General features: G+C 61.1%; 24 protein-coding genes and 1 pseudogene. 17 read left to right on the forward strand and 8 right to left on the reverse strand.

What is annotated here, in order from left to right; all coding sequences use genetic code 11:
• Nucleotides 1–15: 15 nt before the first annotated feature.
• The 3 genes from HU715_RS12525 (at nucleotide 16) to HU715_RS12535 (ending at nucleotide 1,272) form a co-directional block, all read left to right on the forward strand.
• Complete coding sequence (locus HU715_RS12525) at nucleotides 16–579, forward strand: ATP-dependent Clp protease proteolytic subunit (protein ID WP_186709285.1); 564 nt, start codon at nucleotides 16–18, stop codon at nucleotides 577–579.
• A gap of 222 nt (nucleotides 580–801) precedes the next feature.
• The gene (locus HU715_RS12530) at nucleotides 802–981 is read left to right on the forward strand and encodes a con-10 family general stress protein (protein ID WP_082343568.1); all 180 of its coding nucleotides are present in this window, start codon (nucleotides 802–804) and stop codon (nucleotides 979–981) included.
• Nucleotides 982–1,044: 63 nt separating this feature from the next.
• Nucleotides 1,045–1,272, forward strand: a complete 228-nt coding sequence (locus HU715_RS12535) for a hypothetical protein (RefSeq protein ID WP_186709283.1) — start codon at nucleotides 1,045–1,047, stop codon at nucleotides 1,270–1,272.
• Nucleotides 1,273–1,474: 202 nt separating this feature from the next.
• Here HU715_RS12535 and HU715_RS12540 read toward each other — a convergent pair whose 3' ends face one another.
• A complete protein-coding gene (locus HU715_RS12540) occupies nucleotides 1,475–2,230 on the reverse strand; it encodes an OBAP family protein (protein WP_186709281.1) in 756 nt (251 codons plus the stop codon).
• A gap of 106 nt (nucleotides 2,231–2,336) precedes the next feature.
• Entirely contained in the window at nucleotides 2,337–2,870 is a 534-nt protein-coding gene (locus HU715_RS12545; RefSeq protein ID WP_186709279.1) for a DUF3087 family protein, read from the reverse strand.
• 217 nt (nucleotides 2,871–3,087) lie between these two features.
• Here HU715_RS12545 and ppnN point away from each other — a divergent pair, with 217 nt between their 5' ends.
• On the forward strand, nucleotides 3,088–4,461 hold the full coding sequence (ppnN, locus tag HU715_RS12550) for a nucleotide 5'-monophosphate nucleosidase PpnN (protein ID WP_053122984.1): 1,374 nt from the start codon (nucleotides 3,088–3,090) through the stop codon (nucleotides 4,459–4,461).
• Nucleotides 4,462–4,556: 95 nt separating this feature from the next.
• Here ppnN and HU715_RS12555 read toward each other — a convergent pair whose 3' ends face one another.
• Together HU715_RS12555 and HU715_RS12560 are read right to left on the reverse strand one after the other, a co-directional pair.
• Nucleotides 4,557–5,225, reverse strand: a complete 669-nt coding sequence (locus HU715_RS12555) for an HAD family hydrolase (protein ID WP_186709278.1) — start codon at nucleotides 5,223–5,225, stop codon at nucleotides 4,557–4,559.
• A gap of 182 nt (nucleotides 5,226–5,407) precedes the next feature.
• Entirely contained in the window at nucleotides 5,408–6,754 is a 1,347-nt protein-coding gene (locus HU715_RS12560; protein WP_186709277.1) for an MATE family efflux transporter, read from the reverse strand.
• A gap of 816 nt (nucleotides 6,755–7,570) precedes the next feature.
• Here HU715_RS12560 and HU715_RS12565 point away from each other — a divergent pair.
• From HU715_RS12565 to HU715_RS12605, 9 genes and pseudogenes are all read left to right on the forward strand, one after another.
• A pseudogene (locus tag HU715_RS12565) lies at nucleotides 7,571–8,512 on the forward strand (methyl-accepting chemotaxis protein); the annotation flags it as partial.
• A gap of 11 nt (nucleotides 8,513–8,523) precedes the next feature.
• On the forward strand, nucleotides 8,524–8,892 hold the full coding sequence (locus HU715_RS12570) for a response regulator (protein WP_186709275.1): 369 nt from the start codon (nucleotides 8,524–8,526) through the stop codon (nucleotides 8,890–8,892).
• Between the two features lie 15 nt (nucleotides 8,893–8,907).
• Complete coding sequence (locus HU715_RS12575; protein WP_186709274.1) at nucleotides 8,908–9,192, forward strand: STAS domain-containing protein; 285 nt, start codon at nucleotides 8,908–8,910, stop codon at nucleotides 9,190–9,192.
• A 29-nt stretch (nucleotides 9,193–9,221) separates the two neighbouring features.
• Nucleotides 9,222–11,324, forward strand: a complete 2,103-nt coding sequence (locus tag HU715_RS12580; RefSeq protein ID WP_186709273.1) for a chemotaxis protein CheA — start codon at nucleotides 9,222–9,224, stop codon at nucleotides 11,322–11,324.
• Between the two features lie 33 nt (nucleotides 11,325–11,357).
• On the forward strand, nucleotides 11,358–13,016 hold the full coding sequence (locus HU715_RS12585) for a methyl-accepting chemotaxis protein (RefSeq protein WP_186709272.1): 1,659 nt from the start codon (nucleotides 11,358–11,360) through the stop codon (nucleotides 13,014–13,016).
• A gap of 39 nt (nucleotides 13,017–13,055) precedes the next feature.
• Entirely contained in the window at nucleotides 13,056–13,592 is a 537-nt protein-coding gene (locus HU715_RS12590; protein ID WP_186709271.1) for a chemotaxis protein CheW, read from the forward strand.
• Complete coding sequence (locus HU715_RS12595) at nucleotides 13,589–14,425, forward strand: CheR family methyltransferase (RefSeq protein ID WP_186709268.1); 837 nt, start codon at nucleotides 13,589–13,591, stop codon at nucleotides 14,423–14,425. The genes HU715_RS12590 and HU715_RS12595 overlap by 4 nt, the downstream gene beginning before the upstream one ends.
• Nucleotides 14,422–14,919 (forward strand): chemoreceptor glutamine deamidase CheD, encoded by a 498-nt coding sequence (gene cheD, locus HU715_RS12600; protein ID WP_186709266.1) that lies wholly within the window; start codon nucleotides 14,422–14,424, stop codon nucleotides 14,917–14,919. Before HU715_RS12595 ends, cheD begins: the two co-directional genes overlap by 4 nt.
• Before the next feature lie 2 nt (nucleotides 14,920–14,921).
• On the forward strand, nucleotides 14,922–15,995 hold the full coding sequence (locus HU715_RS12605; RefSeq protein ID WP_186709264.1) for a protein-glutamate methylesterase/protein-glutamine glutaminase: 1,074 nt from the start codon (nucleotides 14,922–14,924) through the stop codon (nucleotides 15,993–15,995).
• Between the two features lie 12 nt (nucleotides 15,996–16,007).
• Here the strand turns inward: HU715_RS12605 and HU715_RS12610 are convergent, their stop codons facing one another.
• Nucleotides 16,008–17,135, reverse strand: coding sequence for a mechanosensitive ion channel family protein (locus HU715_RS12610; protein ID WP_186709348.1), 1,128 nt, complete (start codon nucleotides 17,133–17,135; stop codon nucleotides 16,008–16,010).
• 111 nt (nucleotides 17,136–17,246) lie between these two features.
• Here HU715_RS12610 and HU715_RS12615 point away from each other — a divergent pair, with 111 nt between their 5' ends.
• Together HU715_RS12615 and HU715_RS12620 are read left to right on the forward strand one after the other, a co-directional pair.
• Complete coding sequence (locus tag HU715_RS12615) at nucleotides 17,247–17,441, forward strand: hypothetical protein (protein WP_186709262.1); 195 nt, start codon at nucleotides 17,247–17,249, stop codon at nucleotides 17,439–17,441.
• A 246-nt stretch (nucleotides 17,442–17,687) separates the two neighbouring features.
• Nucleotides 17,688–18,230 carry a hypothetical protein gene (locus HU715_RS12620; protein WP_186709260.1) on the forward strand — a complete coding sequence of 181 codons (543 nt, stop codon included), beginning with the start codon at nucleotides 17,688–17,690 and terminating at the stop codon, nucleotides 18,228–18,230.
• A gap of 272 nt (nucleotides 18,231–18,502) precedes the next feature.
• On the opposite strand, the gene HU715_RS12625 is transcribed toward HU715_RS12620, so the two are convergent.
• The gene (locus tag HU715_RS12625) at nucleotides 18,503–18,700 is read right to left on the reverse strand and encodes an antitoxin Xre/MbcA/ParS toxin-binding domain-containing protein (protein WP_186709258.1); all 198 of its coding nucleotides are present in this window, start codon (nucleotides 18,698–18,700) and stop codon (nucleotides 18,503–18,505) included.
• Between the two features lie 210 nt (nucleotides 18,701–18,910).
• Nucleotides 18,911–19,828, reverse strand: coding sequence for a DMT family transporter (locus HU715_RS12630; protein WP_186709256.1), 918 nt, complete (start codon nucleotides 19,826–19,828; stop codon nucleotides 18,911–18,913).
• 102 nt (nucleotides 19,829–19,930) lie between these two features.
• Here HU715_RS12630 and HU715_RS12635 point away from each other — a divergent pair, with 102 nt between their 5' ends.
• Both HU715_RS12635 and HU715_RS12640 read left to right on the forward strand, forming a co-directional pair.
• Nucleotides 19,931–20,797 carry a LysR family transcriptional regulator gene (locus HU715_RS12635; RefSeq protein WP_186709255.1) on the forward strand — a complete coding sequence of 289 codons (867 nt, stop codon included), beginning with the start codon at nucleotides 19,931–19,933 and terminating at the stop codon, nucleotides 20,795–20,797.
• A gap of 111 nt (nucleotides 20,798–20,908) precedes the next feature.
• Nucleotides 20,909–21,424 (forward strand): HIT family protein, encoded by a 516-nt coding sequence (locus tag HU715_RS12640; RefSeq protein ID WP_186709254.1) that lies wholly within the window; start codon nucleotides 20,909–20,911, stop codon nucleotides 21,422–21,424.
• Here HU715_RS12640 and HU715_RS12645 read toward each other — a convergent pair.
• Nucleotides 21,384–22,055: a DUF2268 domain-containing putative Zn-dependent protease gene (locus tag HU715_RS12645; protein WP_186709253.1), complete on the reverse strand. Its 672-nt coding sequence runs from the start codon at nucleotides 22,053–22,055 to the stop codon at nucleotides 21,384–21,386. The two genes, HU715_RS12640 and HU715_RS12645, sit on opposite strands and share 41 nt — an antisense overlap.
• Between the last annotated feature and the right edge of the window lie 155 nt (nucleotides 22,056–22,210).

The raw sequence follows: 22,210 nt of genomic DNA on the forward strand, positions 1-22,210 counted from the left end.
CGACAGGAGTTTCAGATGTCCGAACACATCGTCCATTTTCATTGCCAGATCGACCAGGGAACCACGGAACGCTTTCGCGACAACTGCCTGGAGGCCATCGAGCAAGGCGCCGACTCACTGATGCTCAACCTCTCCACCGTCGGCGGCAGCACCAACTTCGGTTTTACGCTGTATACCTTCATCAAGTCCCTCCCGGTGCCGGTGCGTGCAGTCAATGCCGGCAATATCGAGTCGATGGGCATCGTCATGTTCCTGGCTGCCAGCGACCGCACCACCACCCCCCATTCACGCTTCCTGATTCATCCGATGAACTGGTATTTCGGCCAGAAATCCGTGGACCACTCACGCTTGCGCGAGTACCTGTCCAGCCTGGATAACGACGTGGCGCGGTACGTGGAAATCTACGTCAAGGAAACCGCCGGCGCGGCGACCCAATTGGATATCTTCAAGTGCCTGTGCGCCGAGGAACGAGTGATTCCGGCCGAGAATTCCCTGGCCTTTGGCATCGCCCACCGGGTCGAACAAGTGGTGTTCCCCGCGCAAGCCAAGCATTGGAAAGTCAGTGGTGGTGAAGATTAAACAATGGCATTAACAAATAACATGTTCGTTGGATTTTCAATTAAAAGCGGCAACCTTGTACAACTTCCAAGCGAAGCGGCTGTATAACGTTTTCCCTGTGCTTATCAAGCTGATTACCGTTCGTCGCCAACGAAACGTTTTCTTTAAACTTCCCTCGGGAATTTTCTTTCACAGTTAGGCGAGGCAGTTTTTGCTCGCTTAACCAAAATGAGGATTCTCAAAATGGCTAACACCGGAAACAAGAACCCAGGTAATTTCGCAAATGACCGTGAGAAAGCTTCGGAAGCCGGCAAGAAAGGCGGACACGCTTCGGGCGGCAATTTTGCAAATGACCGGGAAAAAGCCTCTGAAGCCGGCCGCAAAGGTGGCGAACGCAGCCATGGCGGCGGCAGGAAATCGTAACCTGGAAAACCGTCGGGGCGCAGTACTGCTGCGCCCTGGCGCTTAACCGCAGCGAGGCCGCCCATGAGCAACCAGGATCGATTCATCATCAGTTTCATCAGCAACAACCAACCTGACAATCGTGTGGTGCAGGCGAGCACCGAGACATTGAGTGCCGACGAAGCCGAAGCACTCTTGAGGGCGACGTTCAGTGAACTCAAGGATGTTGAACTTAGCGATGTCCAAGTTCAGAAAAAAACCCGGCCCAACGAAGAAGAACATGGTGTGCCGGGGCATTTCAAACAGCCGTAGTTCAAACTATTCCGAAACGCACTTACTCCCTTTATTACTCCGAATACCCTGTGGCGAGGGAGCTTGCTCCCGCTGGGCTGCAAAGCAGCCCCCCTCTATTGCTCAACTCGGTCAGTGATATGCCTGAGGGTTAATGGGACTGCTGCGCAGCCCAGCGGGAGCAAGCTCCCTCGCCACAAAAAAGCGGAATTTCGACAACCTTTTAATGGGCGTGATCCCCTGTCGGATCCTTGAGTTGCCACACCTGTCCTTTCTGCCAGGCGTCCGCACCGGGATCGATCGCCGGCGCTTCAATACCCGCTCGGGCCCGCTTTTTCGCTTCGCTGTCGATGCCCATCCGACCGTCCCGCTCGCGTACCAGCCGTGAGCTGATCTGCCCGTCGGCCGTGAACCCCATCATCAACTGAGGCACTCCGTAAGGCAGTGCGTTGCCCTGTTCGGTATGCCAGGTGTGCCAGGTCTTGCCATAGGTGCCGACCAGGTTTTCCATCAGCCGGGTTTCCGCGGCCTGGGGGATCCCCGGCGCGATCAATTGTCCGGATTTCACCTCATGCACATGGCTGTGCCACAGCTGTTTTTCACTGGTTGGCAACCCTTCGAACAAACGCTTGCTGATGATGTACTCGACGCCCATCAGCTTGGCGCTGGCGGTGTTGCCGTCGAAGATCGCGCACTGAAAGACTTCCTCGTTCAGCGCCGTGCAGTAGTGATGCGCTTCCATTTGCCCGGACATCCGCCCGTTATAGAAATGAAAACCATCGAGGTAGGTGTCCAGGGCCCGCAACGGCGGTTTGTCCTGCATGAGCCGCGCCCCGGTTTCCAGCGTCGCGGTGGTCGGGGTCTTCGCAGCGCCCGGCGCATCGACGGGCGAGCCGCTCGTGCCGCCCGCGCAACCGGTCAATCCCAAAGCCGTCGCCCAAAGCAGTGTCCAGACGCCATAAACGCTTCGATCTGGCATGTCATCTCTCCTTTTCATGACTGTTCATGAGAAAGACAGTGCCGGGGGCGGGTTTGATTTTCCTGGCGACCTACCGACGAATGGCGCGCATCGGCAACCTCTGCGATCAACCGGCGCTATGGATTTGCTTCACCGTCTCGATCCAGCTCGGGTCCAGGCGCGACTGTTCAGTGTCCAGGCCCAACGCCTGCATCTTCGCCAGATGCGCGTCGGCCTCTCGTGCCAGGGAACCCTGGGCGCTGGAGTTGGCGTCCAGCTGATGCATCTGCGCCAGCCCCAGGTGATAGAAGCGCAGCAGCTTCATGGCGGCGGGGTCCTGGGCCTGCACACCGGCGGTCACCTGGTGCATCACGTTGGTGACTTTCATCAGGCTGCGCTTGAGTTGCCAGCCGTACACCGCGGCGGCCATCCACGGCTGCGACCAGAAATACTGGCGCATCAGCACCGCCATCGCCAACACGGCGACAATCACCCCGCCCAGGTTGAAGCGAAAGTTATCGCCTCCGGGCGTACCGAACAGCATCACGGCCAGGCTGGACAGCAGCATCGCCAGGGCCAGGAACACCACCGCGATGATCAGGGTGCTGCGGCGGGTCTGCCTGCGGTAGGTATCGCCATCCCACGGTTTGATCTCGAACATCGTGGCGCAATTTCCTTGTACGGCATCAAAAGAGTCACGCATTATCGCCTGCCCGGTCGATTTAGCTATGCTGGGGCTCATTTTGTATCGCTACCGACTCGCCGGGCGAGGATCGAAGTCCATGGCGATGGCGCAAGGATCGTGCGATCTTTCGGTGTGGACGTTTTTTTCAAGATGCCGTCGTTGTGTGCATGGCATCGTTTTCAAGGAAAGCTGAATGACTCAAAGACATGTAATCAACGCTTCGGTAAGCCCAAAAGGCAGCCTGGAAACCTTGTCCCAGCGCGAAGTGCAACAACTGAGCGAAGCCGGCTCCGGCAGCATCTACGACCTCTTCCGCCAGTGCGCCCTGGCCATCCTCAATACCGGCGCCCATGTCGATAACGCCAAGACCATCCTGGAAGCCTACAAGGACTTCGAGATCCGCATCCACCAGCAGGACCGGGGCGTGCGCCTGGAGCTGCTGAACGCGCCAGCCGATGCGTTCGTCGACGGTGAAATGATCGCCAGCACCCGCGAGATGCTGTTCAGCGCCTTGCGCGACATCGTCTACACCGAGAACGAGCTGGACAGCCAGCGCATCGACCTCAGCTCGTCCCAGGGCATCAGCGACTACGTGTTCCACCTGCTGCGCAACGCCCGCACCCTGCGCCCGGGTGTCGAGCCGAAAATTGTCGTGTGCTGGGGCGGTCATTCGATCAACACCGAAGAATACAAATACACCAAGAAGGTCGGCCACGAACTGGGCCTGCGCAGCCTGGACATCTGCACCGGCTGCGGCCCGGGCGTGATGAAAGGCCCGATGAAAGGCGCCACCATCGCCCACGCCAAGCAGCGCATCCATGGCGGGCGCTACCTGGGCCTGACGGAGCCGGGCATCATCGCCGCCGAGGCACCGAACCCGATCGTCAACGAGCTGGTGATCCTGCCGGACATCGAGAAACGCCTGGAAGCCTTCGTGCGGGTCGGCCACGGCATCATCATCTTCCCGGGCGGCGCCGGCACGGCGGAAGAGTTCCTCTACCTGCTGGGTATCCTGATGCACCCGGCCAACCAGGACCTGCCCTTCCCAGTGGTGCTCACCGGGCCGAAAAGCGCCGCGCCGTACCTTGACCAGTTGCACGCGTTTGTCGGTGCCACCCTGGGCGAGGCGGCGCAGAAGCACTATCAGATCATCATCGACGACCCGGCCGAAGTGGCCCGGCAGATGACCCAGGGGCTCAAGGAGGTCAAGCAATTCCGCCGCGAGCGCAACGACGCCTTCCACTTCAACTGGCTGCTGAAGATCGACGAGGGCTTCCAGCGCCCGTTCGACCCGACCCACGCCAACATGGCCAGCCTGGGCCTGAGCCGCGACCTGCCGGCCCACGAATTGGCCGCCAACCTGCGCCGGGCGTTTTCGGGAATCGTGGCCGGTAACGTCAAGGACAAGGGCATCCGCCTGATCGAGGAACACGGTCCTTACGAAATCCACGGCGACCCCGCCATCATGGAACCCCTCGACCGCCTGCTCCAGGCCTTCGTCGCCCAGCACCGCATGAAACTGCCGGGCGGCGCGGCGTATGTGCCGTGCTATCGCGTGGTGACCTGACCGGTTCAAAGACCACTGCAGGTCCAAGGTGGGAGCAAAGCTTGCTCCCACAGGTTTGCCCCCAGGCTCGCATCCATAAAGGGGATCTGCTGAGATTACGAAAGAGGGGTCAGTCGCATCAGCCCGGCTTCATCCACTTCAAGGCCTAGCCCAAGGTAATCCTTGATCTGCGGATGAAGGGTCACCACCGGGTGCGTATGGGTTGCCGTCACCACCAGCACATCCGCCTCGGCGGCCTCGCCTGCCCGGATGCCCGCCTCGGCGTCTTCAAAGACCAGGCATTCCTGGGGCGTCACTTGCAGGCGCTCGGCGGCCAAGCGATAGCAGGCGGGGTTGGGCTTGCCGTCGCTGACGTCTTCGGCCGTGACCATGACCAAAGGACGCGGGATTCCGGCGGCTTCCATGCGGCGCAAGGCCAATGCCATGGGCGCTGAGGTGACGATTGCCCAGCGCTCTGGCGGCAGGCTGTTCAGAAAGGCCTGCGCACCGGGCACCTGGACCACCCCCTCGACATCTTCGATTTCCTCACGGGTAATCTGCTCGGCTTCCGCCTGGGCATCCACCCCTGGCAGGTGCTGTCGGGCAATGGTGTCGATAGCGCGCACGCCATGGATGGTCGGCAGGAACGCCGCCACGTCCACGCCATGGCGCAGGGCCCAGCGTGTCCAGATCCGCTCGGCGGCGGCGATGGAATTGAGCAACGTGCCATCCATGTCGAACAGGAAGGCGCGGTAGGCGATGTTGGAGCGCAGAGTGACAGGCATCGGATCCTCAATGATGAAGGGGCGCATGACGGCCACTGTAACATCGCTATGCCCCGAACCTGTGGGAGCGGGCTTGCTCGCGAAGGCGGTGGATCAGTCAATGTTGTTGTTGAATGCAACACCGCATTCGCGAGCAAGCCCGCTCCCACATTTGGATTTGAGTTGTGTCACACAGCAGCGATCTACACCAACCGCTCGATCGGCTGATGCTGCCACACCCGCTTGTAGTACAGCGTCTGCAACAGCAGCATGCTCAGGTAAGCCACCGGGAACGCCATCCACACCCCTTGCAACCCGAAGCGGGCGTCCAGTAGATACGCCGCCGGCACTTGCACGGCGACGATGCAGAAGATCGAAATGGCGACCGGCGCCAGCACCGTGCCGCTGGCGCGCATGATGCCGCCGACGATTGCCTGGAAACCGAACAACAGCAAGCTCCAAAGCATGATATGCAACAGGTGTTCGGCCTGGATCCGCGCCGCCGGGTCAGTGATGAACAGTCCCAACAGCCAGTGGGACAACAAATAGCCCAGCAGCACCAGCCCACCGGTGAGCCAGAGGTTGATCGCCAGCCCCGTGCGCAGGATCGGCCCCAGGCGCTCCAGGCGTCCGGCACCGATGGCCTGGGCGCCGAGGATCGAGGCGGTGATGGCAATCGACAGCGCCGGAAACTGCACATAGTTGACGATCTGCGTCACCGCGCCGTAGGCCGCCGTGGCCTCGGAACCGTGGCGATTGACCAGCGCGAGGATCACCAACTCCGACAGCGAGATCACCACCATCTGCAACCCTGTGGGCAGGCCAATGCGCAGCACTTTGCCGAGGATGTCCTTGTCCAGGCGCATCGCCGCGAACAACGCACGGTCCGGCGCCAGGGCATGCTCGCGACGATTCAGGCGCCACGCCAGCATCAGCATCGCCGACGTCGTCCCCACCAGCCCCGCCCATGCCGCGCTCTGGATGCCCATCTGCGGCAAACCCAGCCAGCCGCGAATCAACGCCGGCGTGAGCAGCAGCCCGACACTGGTGGACACCAGCAGCGCCAACATCGGTGACACCGTATCGCTCACCCCACGCAGCAGTTGGGTGAACAGCACGAATACCAGCAACATCGGCAAGATCCACAGCATGACCCGGGCGTAGGAAACGGCGTCCTCCAGCACATCGGCCGGCGTGCCGAGCCCCTGCAACGCCTGTCGCGCAAAGACACTGCCAAGCACCGCCGCCGCCAGGCCGATGATCGCCCCCAGCAATAAGGTCGCCCCGGCAATCGCCTTCACCGTGCCGGTTTCGCCGGCGCCATAGGCCTGCCCGATCAACACCCCGGCCCCCGCGCCGAGGCCGATCACCAAGGCGATAAAGAAAAACACGATGGGAAACATGCCCGACACCGCTGCCAACGCCTGGGTCCCCAGCATCTGGCCGATGTAGATGCTGTTGAGCGTGCCGGACATGGACTGCAGGAAATTGGACAGGACCATGGGAAGCAGGAACAGGAGATAGGTTTTCCAGAGAGGCTGGGTGGGCATGGGGGCTCTGATGGCAGGTTTGAAAATCCGGGTGCCGGTAATTTAGCTCAATCCATACAACTCGTTTCAGAAGATTCGGCGCAGGCTGCTCTTGTGGCTCTTGTGGCTCTTGTGGCTCTTGTGGCGAGGGAGCTTGCTCCCGCTGGGCTGCGCAGCGGCCCCGAAACCTGGACACGCCGTGTATCAGGCTGACCTCGCCAGCCGCTTTTGGGACCGCTTCGCGCTCCAGCGGGAGCAAGCTCCCTCGCCACAAAGGCCCCTTGAGCCATCTCCCTCACCACAAAGGTTCCCTTGAGCCATCTCCCTCGCCACAAAAGCCCCGCGCACCCGCTATCTCGCCAATGGGGTTCATACCTTCGTCGGGGCCATTCGACATTTCCCAGACAGCGTCTAATCTGAAGGCACAGTGCCACGTACTGGGTAGGCCAATGCCTACGGCAATATCGGAATCGGACAGCCGGTCTTAAAGTCCGAGTAAGGGTCGCAGATAACCAGTTATTCGCAAATAACCTGTCCGCAACACTGTTCAAGGACCGAACCATGACGTCGTATTCTCACGGTCATTCCCTTTCCCAACCACAACCGCGCATCCTCTGGAGTGCCGTGCTGGTGGCCATTGCCGCGAGCGTTGGCGTGCTCGCGCTCAATGGCGCGAGTGCATCGAACATCGGCTTGAGCGTGGCGATCCTGGCCTTGGGCGTGGTTAGTGGCATATGGGGAGCGCGCGTACAACGCCAGCAGTTCGACAGCGCCCTCGCCGCCGCCATGGCCGACCACGACCTGCAAGGCAGCGAGCATCAGGCTCATAAAACCCACGCACAATTCAACGAAGTCATTCTCGGTGCCATGCCGATCTGGGCCAAGCAAGTCGAAAGCTCCCGGCAGCAGACCGAAACCGCGATCGTCTCCCTGACCAGCCGCTTCACCGGCATTTCGTCGCGCCTGGAAGACACCGTGCAAGCCTCGCAAATGGCCGCCGGTGAACTGACCGGGCAGAGCAGTGGCGGCGCCGTGCAGGTGCTGGCCCAGAGCGAAGGCGAACTGGTCAAGGTCATCGATTCCCTGAAGGCCACCCAGGCCAGCCGCGACGAAACCCTGGCCCAGGTGCGCAACCTGACGGCCTATACCGGCGAGCTGCGGACCATGGCCGCCGACGTCGCGGCGATTGCCGCGCAGACCAACCTGCTGGCCCTCAACGCCGCCATTGAAGCCGCCCGTGCCGGCGAAGCCGGGCGTGGCTTTGCCGTGGTGGCCGACGCCGTGCGCAGCCTGTCGAGCAAGTCCAGCGAGACCGGCCAGCAGATGTCGGCCAAGGTCGACATCATCAACACCGCCATCACCCAACTGGTCCATGCCGCGTCCAGCGGTGCCGACCAGGACAGCCATTCCGTCAGCGCCTCCGAGCAGAGCATCCAGCAAGTGCTGGAGCGCTTCAAGAGTGTCACCGGCCGGCTGGCCGACTCGGCCGACATGCTGCAACGGGAAAGCTTCGGCATTCGCGATGAGCTCACCGAGGTGCTGGTCAGCCTGCAATTCCAGGACCGGGTCAGCCAGATTCTCAGCCACGTGCGCGACAACATCGAGGACCTGCATGTGCATTTGCAGCAGGCCAGTCAGTCGCCCGAACAGGCCGTCTCCATCGACGCCCGCCAATGGCTGGCGCGCATGGAAACCACTTACGCCACCGACGAGCAACGCCGCAATCACCACGGCGACTCGAGCGCGCAACAGACTTCACAGGAAATCACCTTCTTTTAGGAGAGCCGTTCATGGCTAAAAGTGTATTGGTTGTCGACGACTCCGCGAGCGTTCGGCAGGTGGTCGGCATCGCGTTGAAAAGTGCCGGCTACGACGTGATCGAAGCCAGCGATGGCAGGGACGCCCTGGGCAAGCTCAACGGCCAGAAAGTGCACCTGATCATCAGCGACGTGAACATGCCCAACATGGACGGCATCACCTTCGTCAAGGAGGTCAAGAAGCTGGCCAGCTACAAGTTCACGCCGATCATCATGCTCACCACCGAATCCCAGGAATCGAAGAAACAGGAAGGCCAGGCCGCAGGGGCCAAAGCCTGGGTGGTCAAGCCGTTCCAGCCGGCGCAGATGCTGGCGGCGGTCTCCAAGCTGATTCTTCCTTGATGGCCGGAGGCTTAGATGCCGTTGCACTACGAAACAACCGATGACACCGCCCAGGTGCACATCGACGGCGAGCTGACGATCTACACCGCGGCCGAACTGGCCGCGCAATGGTTGCCGCACCTGGGTGCAACACCGCGGATGGCCCTGGATCTGTCGCAGATCACCGAGATGGACGGCGCCGGCCTGCAACTGCTGTTGATGGTACAGCGCGAGGCCTCCAGGGCCGGGACTCAACTGAGCCTGACCGGCCAAAGCAAGGCCGTCACCGAAACACTTGCCCTGTGCAACCTGGTTGCCTAGGGACGTCGGACACGACAAAGGATATGAGCGTGAGCATCAATCTCGATCAGGCACAACAGACCTTCATCGTCGAGGCACGGGAACAGTTGCAAGCGATGGAAGAGTCGCTGCTGCAACTGGAAACCGACCCCGGCGACGATGACGCCATTGGCGCGATCTTCCGGGCGGCCCACACGATCAAGGGCTCGGCCGGGCTGTTCGGCCTGGAACCGATCGTCAGTTTCACCCACATCGTCGAAGACGTGCTCGATCGCCTGCGCAACGGCAGCGTCGAGGTGGACGCCGGCCTGATCGCGGTGCTGCTCAAGTCCAGCGACCACATGCTGGAACTGATCAACGTGGCCGCCAACCAGGGCGGAACGCTGCCGCCGCCGGCCCTGCAACGGGAAGTGGAGCTGTGCCAGATCCTGCAGGAGTACCAGGCGCCCTCGCCCGCCGCGGCCCCGACACCAGCCCCTGAAACCAACCCCAGCGAACCCGGCGAAACGCGTCTCTGGCACATCTCCCTGCGCTTCGGCCAGGACGTGTTCCGCAACGGCATGGACCCGCTGTCGTTCCTGCGCTACCTGCAAACCCTGGGTGAAATCGTCGACATCGCCACCCTGACCGACGCCCTGCCCGCCGCCGAAGCCTGGGACGCCGAATCCTGCTACCTGGGCTTCGACATCGCGTTTCGCTCGGCCGCGAGTCACGGCGCGATCAACGAAGTGTTCGACTTCGTCCGGGAAGACTGCGAAATCGACATCGTTGCCATCGATGACGCCGCCGCGCCACAGGGAAACACTGGCCTGGTCACGACCTCGCCGGAGCCGCCCGAGGAAAACACCGCGTTAGTCGCCACCGGCGAATTGCTCGGCGACCAGCGCAAGACGCCGCGCATGCCCGCCCAGATCGCCACCGACAAACAACCGGTGACCAGCGACAGCAAGGGCAAGGACGGCACCTACGTGCGGGTCAATGCCGACAAGCTCGACGAGTTGATCAACCTGGTGGGCGAACTGGTCATCGCCAGCGCCGGTGCGAGCCTGCTGGCCCGCACCTGCCACAACGACCCGTTGCAGGAAGCCACTTCGTCAGTCTCCGGGCTGGTGGAAGAAATCCTCGACGGCGCCCTGCGCCTGCGCATGATCCCCATCGGCGAAACCTTCAATCGCTTCCGTCGGGTGGTGCGCGATGTCAGCCAGGAGCTGGGCAAGGACATCGACCTGATCATCAGCGGCGCCGAGACCGAGCTGGACAAGACCGTGGTGGAAAAAATCGGCGACCCACTCATGCACCTGCTGCGCAACGCCATGGACCACGGCATTGAAACCGCCGAGGCCCGCCTGGCCGCCGGCAAACCGGCCAAGGGGCACCTGCACCTCAACGCCTACCACGACTCCGGCAGCATCGTGCTGGAAATCGCCGACGACGGCGCCGGCCTGAACCGCGACAGGATCCTGGAAAAAGCCCAGGAACGTGGCCTGGTGCCCCAGGGTGCCAGCCCCACCGACCAGGAGATCTACAACCTGATTTTCGAACCCGGCTTCTCCACCGCCCAGGCCGTCACCAACCTGTCGGGGCGTGGCGTGGGCATGGACGTGGTCAAGCGCAACATCACCCTGCTGCGCGGCACCGTCGACCTCGACAGCCAAACCGGCAAGGGCACCGTGGTGCGCATCCGCCTGCCGCTGACCCTGGCGATCATCAATGGATTCCTGGTGGGCATCGGTCAGTCGACCTATGTCATTCCGCTGGACATGGTCCAGGAATGCATCGAACTGAGCGAAGACGATGGGCTCGCCAGCCGCGAACAAGGCTACCTCGACCTGCGTGGCGAGGTGCTGCCCCTGGTCTACCTGCGCGATCACTTCAACCATGAAGGCCCGCCCGCGCGTCGGCAGAACGTGGTGGTGGTGCGCTACGCCGAACTCAAGGCCGGGCTGGTGGTGGATGACTTGCTCGGTGAATTCCAGACCGTGATCAAGCCGCTGGGCAAACTGTTTGGCGCCCTTCGCGGCATCAGTGGCTCGACCATCCTGGGCAGTGGCGCCGTGGCGTTGATACTCGACGTACCGGCCCTGCTCACGCAGATCGCCCAGGCCGAAAACCGCTTCAACCCGACTCAATTACAACAAGCCAACGCTCGCTGACGCTTTAGCAATTCCATGGAGAGGTACTTCCCAATGAAATGGTTCTACGACCTTAGAATCGCCACCAAACTGATCACTTCATTTCTTGTGGTGCTGGCGCTGACCGCCGTCATGGGGGTGTTCTCGATCATTCAACTGGGCCAGGTGAACCACACCGCCCTCGACATCCGCGAAAACTGGATGCCGTCCATGCGCGCCGCCTCGGGCATGCGTTTCTACGCGGCGAGCTATCGCCTCAAGGAAAATCGCCACATTGCCGCCGATTCCGAGCAAGAGCGCGTCACCCTCGAGCAAGAAGCCGAGGAAGCCAGGAAAGCCTTCGACACGCGCCTGGACACTTACGAAAAACTGCTCTCCAGCGCTGAAGATCGGCAGGTATTCGACACCACCCGCAACGACTGGGCCGCCTATCTGGCGATCAGCAAAGACCTGCTCGCATTGTCGCGGCAGAACCTGACCGAGCAGGCCAATGCGATGCTCAAGGGCGAGTCCAAGCGTCGGTTCGACCTGGTGACCGGCGACCTGCAAAAAATGGTCGAGCTCAACGCGGCTGGCGCTGATGTCGCCAGTGCACACGGCACCAAGCTGTATGAAAACGCACGCTTGTCGATCATCGCCGTGCTGGTTGCCGCCCTGCTGGTGGGCGTGGGCCTGGCACTGTTCATCTCGCGCATCATCTCCCGTCCTTTGAAACAGGCGGCGGTTGTCGCCGAACAATTGGCCGAAGGCAACCTGAACGCAAAAATCGAAGGCGGCTCCAAGGACGAAACCGGCATGGTGCTCAACGCCATGCAGAACATGGTCGGCAAGCTCTCGCACATCATCGGCGAAGTGCGTAACGCCGCGGACAACCTGGCCAGCGCCTCCGAAGAAGTCAGCGCCACCGCACAGTCGATGAGCCAGGCCACCAGCGAACAGGCCGCCAGCGTCGAGGAAACCAGTGCCTCCATCGAACAGATGAGCGCCAGCATCAACCAGAACACCGAGAACGCCAAGGTCACCGACGGCATGGCCAGCAAGGCCGCCAAGGAAGCCACCGACGGCGGCGAGTCGGTGCAGCAGACCGTGGTGGCGATGAAAAAAATCGCCCAGCGCATCAGCATCATCGACGACATCGCCTACCAGACCAACCTGTTGGCGCTCAACGCCGCCATCGAAGCAGCCCGTGCCGGCGAGCATGGCAAAGGCTTCGCGGTGGTCGCCGCCGAAGTACGCAAGCTGGCCGAACGCAGCCAGGTGGCCGCCCAGGAAATCGGCGAGCTGTCCTCCAGCAGCGTCGACATGGCAGAAAAAGCCGGGAACCTGCTCAACGAGATGGTCCCCTCCATCAACAAGACTTCGGACCTGGTGCAAGAAATCAGCGCCGCCTCCGAAGAACAGGCCGCCGGCGTGGCGCAGATCAACACCGCCATGACCCAGCTCAACCAGGTGACCCAGCAGAACGCCTCCAGCAGCGAAGAACTGGCCGCCACCGCCGAGGAAATGAGCAGCCAGGCCGAGCAACTGCAACAGGCCATGAGTTTCTTCACCTTGGACACGCCGCCCAAGTCTGCCGTGCAAGTTGCCAGGGTCGATAACACCCCAGGTCCGTCCAGCCGCAAACCGGCGCGGGCACCTGCTCCGGTCAAGCCCCCGGTGTATGCCTACAACACGGCCCACGAGCTCAACGAATCGGACTTCACCCGGTTCTGATGGCCCGGTTCCACAGGTTTGCTTAAAGGAGAAAAGGCAATGGGCGCCATCGCGACCACACGTCAAACCGCCCTCGCGGTCGAGGAAGAAGCGCAATACCTGACGTTCATGCTGGGCACGGAGATGTTTGCCATCGGCATCCTGTGCATCAAGGAAATCATCGAGTACGGCAACCTCACCGTGGTGCCGATGATGCCGGCCTTCGTGCGCGGGGTGATCAACCTGCGGGGCGCGGTGGTGCCGGTGGTGGATTTGTCGGCCCGTTTCGGCCGGCCGAATTCGGCGATCAGCCGGCGTTCGTGCGTGGTGATCATCGAAGCGTCCAGCGCCGACGGCCTCGCCCAGGACATCGGCTTGCTGGTGGACACGGTGTCGGCGGTGCTGGAAATCCCGGCCTCGCAGATCGAGCCGCCACCGAGCTTCGGTGCGAAGATTCGTGCCGACTTCATCAGTGGCATGGCCAAGGTCGATGGCAAGTTCGTCATCGTGCTGGAGGTGGACCGCGTGCTGTCCATCGACGAAATGTCCCAACTCGCCGAAGCCAGCCCGAACGCGCTGGAAGTGGATGCCCCGTGAACGCCGATACCTGCAAGGAACGCACGCTGAACGCACAGGCGCTCACCGACCGAGAGTTCGGCCAGTTCCAGTCCTGGCTGTACCAAGCCGCCGGCATCAGCCTGTCCGAGGCCAAGAAAGCCCTGGTGGCCGGGCGTTTGTTCAAGCGCCTCAAGCACTATGGGCTGGACAGCTACGGCGAGTATTTCAAGCTGATCATGAACGGCCAGCGCACCGATGAACTGCAGGTGGCGCTGGACCTGCTGACGACCAACGAGACCTATTTTTTCCGCGAGCCCAAGCATTTCGACTTCCTGCGCCAACACGTACTGCCCCACGCCACGCCCGGTAAGACCTTCCGCCTGTGGAGCGCGGCCAGCTCATCGGGGGAAGAACCCTACAGCCTGGCCATGACCCTCGCCGAAGGGCTCGGCACCACGCCTTGGGAAGTCATCGGTTCGGACATCAGCAGCCAGGTGCTGGCCAAGGCGCGCTCCGGGCATTACCCGATGGAACGCGCCCGCACCCTGCCCCAGCCGCTGCTGGTGAAATACTGCCTCAAGGGCACCGGCAGCCAGCAAGGCACGTTCCTCATCGACCGGGCGTTGCGCAGCCGGGTCAACTTCATCCAGGTCAACCTCAACGACACCTTGCCGGAGTTGGGGGAGTTCGACGTGATCTTCCTGCGCAACGTCATGATCTATTTCGACCAGCCCACCAAAAGCAAGGTGGTTGCCCGCCTGCTCCCCCGGCTCAAGCCCGGCGGCTATTTCATCATCAGCCACTCGGAAAGCCTCAACGGCGTGTCCGATGCATTGAAACTGGTGGCGCCCTCGATCTACCGCAAACCATGAGCGCCGCCATCAGGGATGTGGCCGAGGTGTACCTGGCGCCCGGGGAATTTCGCTTCGCCACCTGCCCGACCCGCCTGCGCACGATCCTCGGTTCTTGCGTGGCGATCACGCTGTGGCATCCGGAACGCAAAATCGGCGGCATGTGCCATTTCATGCTGCCCAGTCGGGTGCGCTGCTCCACCGCACTGAACGGCCTCTACGCCGACGAAGCCATCGAATTGTTCATCCGCCAGGCCAGGGCCCATCGCACCGACCCCGAAGACTACCAACTCAAGCTGTTCGGCGGCGGCGAGATGTTCCCCGAGCTGCAACGCCACGTGCCCTACGGCGATGTGGCGCGGCTGAACGTCAACGCCGCGCTGGAAATGGCCGCCCTCTATCGCCTCGACCTGATCGCCCAAGACATGGGCAGCACCGGCCACCGCAGCATTATCTTCGACCTGTGCAGTGGCGATGTGTGGGTCAGGCACCAACCCATAAGGACCCGGCACTGACCATGTCAAAAAAGATCAATGTACTGCTGGTGGATGACTCTGCCGTGGTTCGCCAGGTGTTGCTGGCGATCCTCAGCGACACGCCGGACATCCACGTCATGGGCGCGGCGTCCGACCCGATTTTCGCCATGGACAAACTGGCCAAGGAATGGCCCGACGTGATCGTGCTGGACGTGGAAATGCCGCGCATGGACGGCATCACCTTCCTGAAGAAAATCATGAGCGAGCGGCCCACGCCCGTGGTGATCTGCTCGTCCCTGACGCCCCGGGGCGCGGAAACCACCTTGCAAGCGATGGCGGCTGGCGCGGTGGAAATCATCACCAAGCCCACCACCGGGCTGAAGAACTTTCTGTTGGAGTCGGCGCCGGAACTGGTCTCGGCGATCCGCGCCGCGGCCCAGGTCAACGTGCGCAACCTGGGCAAGCGCCCGGCCCCGGCGGCGTTGACGCCAGCGACCAAACTCACGGCAGACGCCATGCTGCCCGCCGCCAACGGCCACGCCATGGCCCAGACCACCGAACGCATCGTCGCCCTGGGCACCTCCACCGGTGGCACCCAGGCCCTGGAAGCGGTGCTCACCGCCCTGCCGCGTGTGAGCCCGGGCATCGTCATCGTCCAGCACATGCCGGAAAAATTCACCGCTTCGTTCGCGGCCCGGCTCAACAGCCTGTGCCAGATCGAAGTGCGCGAAGCCCGCAACAACGACCGTATCCACCCGGGCCTGGCGCTCATCGCACCGGGCGGCAAACACATGATGGTGACTCGCAGCGGGGCGTTCTATCACGTGCAAGTGGTGGACGGCCCGCTGGTCAACCGCCATCGGCCCTCGGTGGACGTGTTGTTCCGCTCCGTGGCCAAGTTCGCCGGCCGCAACGCCACCGGCATCATCATGACCGGCATGGGCGACGACGGCGCCCGCGGCCTGAAGGAAATGCTCGACGCCGGCGCCAGCACCGTGGCCCAGGACGAAGCCAGCTGCGTGGTCTTCGGCATGCCCAAGGAAGCGATCAAGCTCAATGCCGCGCAACGGGTGATGGGGTTACAGGAGATTGCGCAGGTGATCTTGCATCGATAGCCAGGGAGTGAATCAAGCATGCCCGGCACGCGACGAACGCTGTGTGACCGGGCGCAGTGCCGCAGAGTCGGGCAATGACGCGACATGGACCATGCGTGACGGGAAAGCAAACTGCGTGTCGAGTTCTGCAACCGCTTCCATTATCGCCAGATTGATCCGTTGCTGGACGTCCATGTAGACGTTGTAACTGGCGTCCAGAACGATATACACCGTCTCGAATTCCAGGGCGCTCTCGCCAAAACTTCTGAAGTGACACCGGTCGAACCGGGCTTTGTCTTCATTCCTGATGATCGCTTCAACCCGTTGCGTGATCTGCCTGATCTGTTCGGTGGAACATTCATAAGTCAGGCGAAACTCGAAGACGATCCGACGCTCCTGCAGCCGCTTGTAGTTCTGGATGGTGCTGCCGATCATATCGGCGTTGGCCATGACAATCTGCTCGCCCCCCAGGCTTCGTATCCGGGTGGTTTTCAGGCCAACGTGCTCCACCGTACCGGCAAGCGAACCCACCACGATGAAATCGCCCACCTCGAATGGCTTGTCAACGGCGATCGACAGCGAGGCGAACACATCGCCAAGAATATTCTGCACCGCCAGTGCCACGGCGATACCACCCACACCAAGGCTCGCCACGAAGGCCGTGATGTTAACGCCAACGTTCGAGAGCATCGCGAGGAGGATCACCGCCCACAGGAGCACCCTTGCGCCCCAGAGGCTCAGGGTCGCCAAGGCACTTGCCTGGAATGTCCCGTTCGCACCATGGACCGAGAAATAGCGATGCAGCAACAGCGCCAACGCTCGGTTCGTCCAAAAGCCGACCTGCAACGCCGCCACCACGAACCAAAGGCTGCTGACGCGACTGAGCCAACGTTCAGGCAAATCAAGGATGCCTATCCCCACCAGAATCGACGCCAATAACAGCAGCGTGTTACTGGTCGCTGAGAGCACTTGGCTGGCAATGTAGCTGAGATGACCATCGCCCGCCTTCGCCCTCGCCTGGATTCTCCTGAACACAAACCGGATCGCGGTTTTTGCAAGCACGTAGCTGAGCACAGCTGCACAACATGCAAAGATCCAGCTAGCCAGTGAAATACCTAGAATCATGTACCCCGTGAAAAACGCCTCGAAACCCTCAATCATCGCCCCACCCTTGAAATCCTGCGGCTGCGCATGAGTGATGGAGCCGCGCCAGGTCAAACTCGCCGCTTGATCCCTTGCGCAAATCAAGTGGCCTGTTGGGGATTAGTCGTTATGGGCACCGCAGTGTTCAATGAAATCGTCACGTCGTCGCCAGGAAAAAGCGCCAACCACCTTGCCTATACCGGCGAAATCGTCGCCAGTACGCCGATCAAAAGCGTCAGTGCCAAAAACCCACCTAAAAAAATCGCCATCTTCGCCATGAGCACTCCTGAATCAAGAAATTGCAGTACACGGGCCGTCCGCTAGGCCAACCGCGTGGTTATTCTGGGGTGGCGACTGGGCGCGTTACAGAGGCACCTGAGGCAGGAAAGTACGGATCAGACGCCCCCCAGGCCAGCACAGGGCTCGCTCAATGCAATTAACCTGGGACCGGGCCGCCGCGCACGACCGAAAACTCAAGCAGGTAAATCGCTAACGGTCCTCGATCACGGCTATGATTGCCGCTCGCCCTTCTGACAGGCGATGTCGCAGGCCACCCTCAAGGATCCAGGTATGACTTTTCTGCCGTCACGCACCACCCTCTTCGTCTCCAGTCTCCTGCTCAGCTCCTTGTGCTTTGCCGAAGGCGAGCCAACCGACGGCAGCCTCATCAAGGACTCGACCAAGGCCGCCGTTTCAACGTTCATTACCGCCGGCAAGAACCTGTTGGGCGGCGTCAGTGAAGGCGTGCTCGATGGCCGCGAATCAGCCCAAGGCACCGATGGCGCCGCGATCATTTCCTCCGGCGAGCAAATGAAAGACCGCATCGCCGTCGAAGTGTTGAAGTTCGAACCCAGCGACGAAAACGTCAGCATTACCCTCGGTTTCAAGAACAGCACCGACACCCAACTGCGCGTGGTCAACCTCGGCCAGACCGGCGTGCTGCTGGCCATTGACCAGGCGGGCTACTCCAACCGCCTCACCGGCCTGGACAACCCGGACGAAGTCACCATCCCGCCGAAGACCGCCGTGCGCCAGAAGTTCGTGTTCGAAGGCATGAACGAGGCGGTCAGAACGGTGCGGATATGGGGGGAGGATTACCCGGTCAAGAAATAATGCCGCAGGGTGTTTGGCAAACGTGCCTGGCTCTCGCCATGTGCACGCTAACGGCTTGCGAGTACGGCTCAGAGCCAGACCCGCTAAACACCGCCCTGCTCGACGCGCCACCTGAGCTCGTTTTCAAGGGCCCGCCACCACTGGGGGAACCTACCGCACGACCGATGGACGAGGATGGAAAAAGTTGTAGCCATAACACACCCTGTGGCGAGGGAGCTTGCTCCCGCTGGGCTGCGCAGCAGCCCCAAAAAACACGCAGCAGAACAAAGGATTCATTGATACACCCCAAGCTCCACCCGGGTCAGGTAATCCTCAACTAACTTGAAACCCTGCGCGTTATCGATCAGTTCCAATGGCACCTGACCGTCCAGGTATGTACAGGGTTTGCTCAACCAGTCTTCAGCCAACCGCTGGCTGCCGAAAACATTGGCGGCGTGTTCCAAAGCCTTGGCGTAGGGAGTTTCAGGCATCGATCTGTCCTCACGATATAAAGCCAAGCTGAGCGCGCCGGATACCACGCTGAGCATTGAGTCAATCCAGATCGTAAGGCCGGTACTTCCGAAGGCCAACCCTAATAAGTTGTCAGAGACTTCTGTGATTTATCCCAAAGCGGTCGCCTGTCTGTAGGACGGCGTTTCGTGATTCCCCACCCAACGTCATTGCCTACACCCACAACAGCATCAACCGACTTTTGCCCCACTCCCCGGCTCAATCCTCAACGCCAACACGCTCATCAACACAATCACCGCCCCCACAATAACCATCATTGACGGGCGCTCAGCCAGCACCAAAGAAGCCATCAACATCGCCGTGGGCGGTATCAGGTAAAGCGCCATGGAAGCGCGGCTCACGTTGCTGTGCGCCAACACATAAGCCCAAGCAAGGTACGCCAGCGCGCTGGGAAAAATACCCAGAACCAACACCGCCAGATTCACCGAAGCCGATGCCTGTCGCGCCGCGCTCAACACCCCCGGCGCAAAAATGAACAACAGGATCGTGCCCGACCAAACGGTGTAGCAAACCACGGTCAAACCGTCATAACGATGGGCATGGCGCTTCTGCAAAGCGAAATACACACTCCAGGACAGCGCCGCCAACAGGATCAATAGCCCATGAGCGTCCATGTCACCCAAGCCACGATCCCCCGCGACGACCACGCCTGCGCCAAGCAAGCCGCACAACACACACGCCCATTGCCAACCACTGACCCTGTCCTTGAAGACAAAATGCGCCAGCAACGTGCTGAACAACGGCGTGGACTGGGCCAGCACACTGGCCGCCCCGGCGCTGACGCCCCGCTGGCCGTAATTGAGGGCGATGTGGTGCAAGCTGACGGCAAAGAAACCCAACACCGCCAGCAACGGCAAATCCCTGAGACGCGGCCAGGAAATACCCTTCACCATCGCCACGAAGCCCATGAACACGGAAGCGATGAGAAACCGCACCAACGCCAATTGACCCGGCTCATAAGCGTGCAAGCCAATGCGGATACCAATCGGCGAATAGGCCCAGCAAATAATCACCAACAGCGTTGCCAGGATAACCTTCACACCGGTTTTGCTGGAGGAACCTTCAACCCGCGCAAAACGCGTTTCCATCTAGAGTTCCTGCTCACTGGCCGATTTGCCTCGAAGTATCGAAACCACCCCACCTCAGCACAAGTGACTTAAACTCAGTCCACCATTCACTTTTGGTGAGCTATGGAACTGTCCCAACTGCGCATGCTCAAGACAGTCTGCGAAACCGGCAGCATCGCCCGCGCCGCCGAAGTGCTGCACTGCGTGCCGTCCAACATCACCGCACGTCTGAAGGCCCTGGAACGGGAACTCGGCACGCCGCTGTTTTTCCGCGAAGGTCGCGGGCTGCGGGTCAGCCCGGCGGGCGAAGTGTTTCTGGAATACGCGACAAAAATACTGAGCCTGACAGAAGAAGCCCGCCGCGCAGTCGCCCCCACCCGCGCCCCGAGTGGCCCACTGCGTATCGGCGCAATCGAGTCCAGCGCCACCGGGCGCCTGCCCCAACTGCTCGCCAAATACCACGCGCAGTATCCGCAAGTGTCACTGGAACTGAGCACCGGCACCTGGGCGCAGTTGCTGGACGATATCCAGCATCACCGGCTCGATGGCGTGATCGTAGCGGTAGACATCGAAGGGCCTGGACTCAAGCGAGCGGTGATGTACCGCGAAGACCTGGTGCTCATCGCCTCCGAGTCCCACGGCCCGCTGCGCAGCGCCGCCGATCTGCAAGGCAAGGCGATCTTCATGTGGCCCACAGGCTGTCCGTACCGCTTGGCGCTGGAGCAGTGGCTGCTGCGTCATGACCAAGTGCAACCGATCATCAGCATCGCCAGTTATGGCGCCATTGTTGGCTGTGTCAGCGCCGGTGCCGGCGTCTCGCTGGTGCCCCGGGGAATCTACGAGCAATATCGCCAGGGCGCTGGTTGGACAGGCTATGAGTTTCCCGAGCTGACGGGCATCGATAACCTTTTCTACTGGCATGAAAACGCTGGCCGGCATCCTGCCAGAGAGGCGTTTTTGACAATGCTGCAAACGGAGTTCGAAAGCTAGTTGCAGCACTGCCCCTTGTGGCGAGGGAGCTTGCTCCCGCTGGGCTGCGAAGCAGCCCCAATACCCGATCATCCTGATAAACGAAGATTTCAAATTAACAGGGAGTCAGCTTTGAAATTAGCCCCACACTTCATCCTCCACGAAACCACCCACTGGCTAGTCAACCACCACCTGGCATCCGCCCTGCCCGGCTACCTCATGCTCGGGTCCAAGCATCACGTTAATTCACTGGCGCAACTGCCCGAACCCGCACTCGCGGAACTGGGTGGCCTGATGGCAAACATCCAGAGCGTCGTTGAAACACAACTGAACCCCAAATGGCTTTACATCAGCCGCTTCGGCCACGATCCCCGCTACCCCATCCACTTCCATTTCATCCCGGTGTACGACTGGGTCGAGGCACTGTTCTGGAAAGATGCGCGGTACAGGTTGCTGGAGACCTTTGGGGCTCAAGAAAACGCCCAGACATTGACCGATGGCGCAGAGCTGACGTTGTTCATCTGGCGTGAGTTTGGTGAGAGCCCCACGCCGCCCGCGATCCAAGGGCCTTCTATTAGCCAGGTGATTGAACGGTTGCGGCAGGCGTTCAGGACTCAGCCAACACCAAACCTTCCTCCAGCGCGCTAGCCATGATGTCCGCTGCAGATGCGTTGACCCAGGTCGAAATATCCGTTTCGCCCCTCGATGCAAGCCAACGCCCGACCATTTGATAGCCCAACGAGTAACCAAGCCATTTGGGTTTGTCGCCAAAACCGAAGAACCACTCGTTGTGATCGTAATACCGTGATTCAAGAGTTTGCAGCCCAACCGGTGAGCGCAATAGATCGGCAGATGCGATGGCATGCTCCCAAGGCTCCGGATCGCTACCAAGCACATGCCGAACAAACTGACCGGCAAGCCCTTCGCTGACCAACGCCTCGCCTAACGTCCAACCATAACCAGGGCCGCCCATGCGCAGGCAATGGTGAACCTCATGAACAACATGCCGACGCAGTGCGCCGGTGCGTAGGCTGGAAAAGAAATTCGGATTGTCGGGATCAAGGGTCATGGTAAACATGGAACTGCGATACGCCCGTCCTACCAGGCCCCTTTCCGGAATGGTTTCGCCCGGTAGCCGCTGAATCAGGACATCGAGGCGCGGTGGAGGCATTAGGCGAGCAATGGCTTCGTAGGCGGCGTCAAATTCATCAACCAACTCGTGGCGAAGCTCGGCCAGACTTCCCGAGGCCTCTAGCCAGTGCAGCGTCCATTTTTCCATGTCCCCTCTCCTTTATTGATCAAAGCACCTGGCTCGATGACTCCAGGCCGCTCGCGACGGTAGATCCCCCGCCGGGCAGCTGTCCAGTGTCGATCAGGTTTGACTGCGCCTCTGTCTGCCCGGTTATCTCTGGCAAAAAACTGTCGCGATTCCTA

The sequence above is a fragment of the Pseudomonas zanjanensis genome, from assembly GCF_014268745.2.
In the GTDB taxonomy this organism is placed as follows: Bacteria; Pseudomonadota; Gammaproteobacteria; order Pseudomonadales; family Pseudomonadaceae; genus Aquipseudomonas; species Aquipseudomonas zanjanensis.

What these genes read in the sequence shown, in the direction of transcription:
- HU715_RS12525 (WP_186709285.1), top strand. Translation starts at nt 16, where the DNA reads ATGTCCGAACACATCGTCCATTTTCATTGCCAGATCGACCAGGGAACC.
- HU715_RS12530 (WP_082343568.1), top strand. Translation starts at nt 802, where the DNA reads ATGGCTAACACCGGAAACAAGAACCCAGGTAATTTCGCAAATGACCGT.
- HU715_RS12535 (WP_186709283.1), top strand. Translation starts at nt 1,045, where the DNA reads ATGAGCAACCAGGATCGATTCATCATCAGTTTCATCAGCAACAACCAA.
- HU715_RS12540 (WP_186709281.1), bottom strand. Translation starts at nt 2,230, where the DNA reads ATGCCAGATCGAAGCGTTTATGGCGTCTGGACACTGCTTTGGGCGACG.
- HU715_RS12545 (WP_186709279.1), bottom strand. Translation starts at nt 2,870, where the DNA reads ATGTTCGAGATCAAACCGTGGGATGGCGATACCTACCGCAGGCAGACC.
- ppnN (WP_053122984.1), top strand. Translation starts at nt 3,088, where the DNA reads ATGACTCAAAGACATGTAATCAACGCTTCGGTAAGCCCAAAAGGCAGC.
- HU715_RS12555 (WP_186709278.1), bottom strand. Translation starts at nt 5,225, where the DNA reads ATGCCTGTCACTCTGCGCTCCAACATCGCCTACCGCGCCTTCCTGTTC.
- HU715_RS12560 (WP_186709277.1), bottom strand. Translation starts at nt 6,754, where the DNA reads ATGCCCACCCAGCCTCTCTGGAAAACCTATCTCCTGTTCCTGCTTCCC.
- HU715_RS12570 (WP_186709275.1), top strand. Translation starts at nt 8,524, where the DNA reads ATGGCTAAAAGTGTATTGGTTGTCGACGACTCCGCGAGCGTTCGGCAG.
- HU715_RS12575 (WP_186709274.1), top strand. Translation starts at nt 8,908, where the DNA reads ATGCCGTTGCACTACGAAACAACCGATGACACCGCCCAGGTGCACATC.
- HU715_RS12585 (WP_186709272.1), top strand. Translation starts at nt 11,358, where the DNA reads ATGAAATGGTTCTACGACCTTAGAATCGCCACCAAACTGATCACTTCA.
- HU715_RS12590 (WP_186709271.1), top strand. Translation starts at nt 13,056, where the DNA reads ATGGGCGCCATCGCGACCACACGTCAAACCGCCCTCGCGGTCGAGGAA.
- cheD (WP_186709266.1), top strand. Translation starts at nt 14,422, where the DNA reads ATGAGCGCCGCCATCAGGGATGTGGCCGAGGTGTACCTGGCGCCCGGG.
- HU715_RS12605 (WP_186709264.1), top strand. Translation starts at nt 14,922, where the DNA reads ATGTCAAAAAAGATCAATGTACTGCTGGTGGATGACTCTGCCGTGGTT.
- HU715_RS12610 (WP_186709348.1), bottom strand. Translation starts at nt 17,135, where the DNA reads ATGATTGAGGGTTTCGAGGCGTTTTTCACGGGGTACATGATTCTAGGT.
- HU715_RS12615 (WP_186709262.1), top strand. Translation starts at nt 17,247, where the DNA reads ATGGGCACCGCAGTGTTCAATGAAATCGTCACGTCGTCGCCAGGAAAA.
- HU715_RS12620 (WP_186709260.1), top strand. Translation starts at nt 17,688, where the DNA reads ATGACTTTTCTGCCGTCACGCACCACCCTCTTCGTCTCCAGTCTCCTG.
- HU715_RS12625 (WP_186709258.1), bottom strand. Translation starts at nt 18,700, where the DNA reads ATGCCTGAAACTCCCTACGCCAAGGCTTTGGAACACGCCGCCAATGTT.
- HU715_RS12630 (WP_186709256.1), bottom strand. Translation starts at nt 19,828, where the DNA reads ATGGAAACGCGTTTTGCGCGGGTTGAAGGTTCCTCCAGCAAAACCGGT.
- HU715_RS12635 (WP_186709255.1), top strand. Translation starts at nt 19,931, where the DNA reads ATGGAACTGTCCCAACTGCGCATGCTCAAGACAGTCTGCGAAACCGGC.
- HU715_RS12645 (WP_186709253.1), bottom strand. Translation starts at nt 22,055, where the DNA reads ATGGAAAAATGGACGCTGCACTGGCTAGAGGCCTCGGGAAGTCTGGCC.